We start from the raw sequence: 407 nt of genomic DNA on the forward strand, positions 1-407 counted from the left end.
CGAAGTTCGACTTGAACCTCTGGGAATTCGACATGCTTGCCACACTGCGGCGAGCGGGTGCTCCTTACCGCTTGAGTCCGACAGCGCTGTTCTCTACCTTGATGGTGACCTCGGGCACCATGACCCATCGTCTCAAACGACTTGAAGCGAGTGGGCTTGTAGAGCGCATGCCCAACGAGCACGATGCGCGCAGCATGCTGGTGCAGCTAACCTCCAGAGGACTTGAACTCATCAACCGTGCCGTAGGAGTCCACGTCGAGGAGGAGCGCAAGCTCCTCGAGGCATTGCCTGCAGTCGCTCTGGCTCAGCTGGATGCGCACCTGTCGACTTTGCTACTGAGCCTTGAGGGACGCCCCGCTGGCGCTGATGTTCCCGATGCAAACGATTGATGCTGGGGGGCTCGCTCT

The 407-nt window shown here is 59.7% G+C and carries 1 protein-coding gene; it reads left to right on the plus strand.

The window, feature by feature from the left end; genetic code table 11:
- On the plus strand, positions 1-389 hold a 389-nt coding region (locus CVH10_RS17880; protein WP_106489360.1), incomplete at its 5' end, for a MarR family winged helix-turn-helix transcriptional regulator.
- Positions 390-407 lie beyond the last annotated feature (18 nt).

The organism is Halomonas sp. ND22Bw, assembly GCF_003011945.1.
GTDB classification, from domain to species: Bacteria; Pseudomonadota; Gammaproteobacteria; order Pseudomonadales; family Halomonadaceae; genus Halomonas; species Halomonas halophila.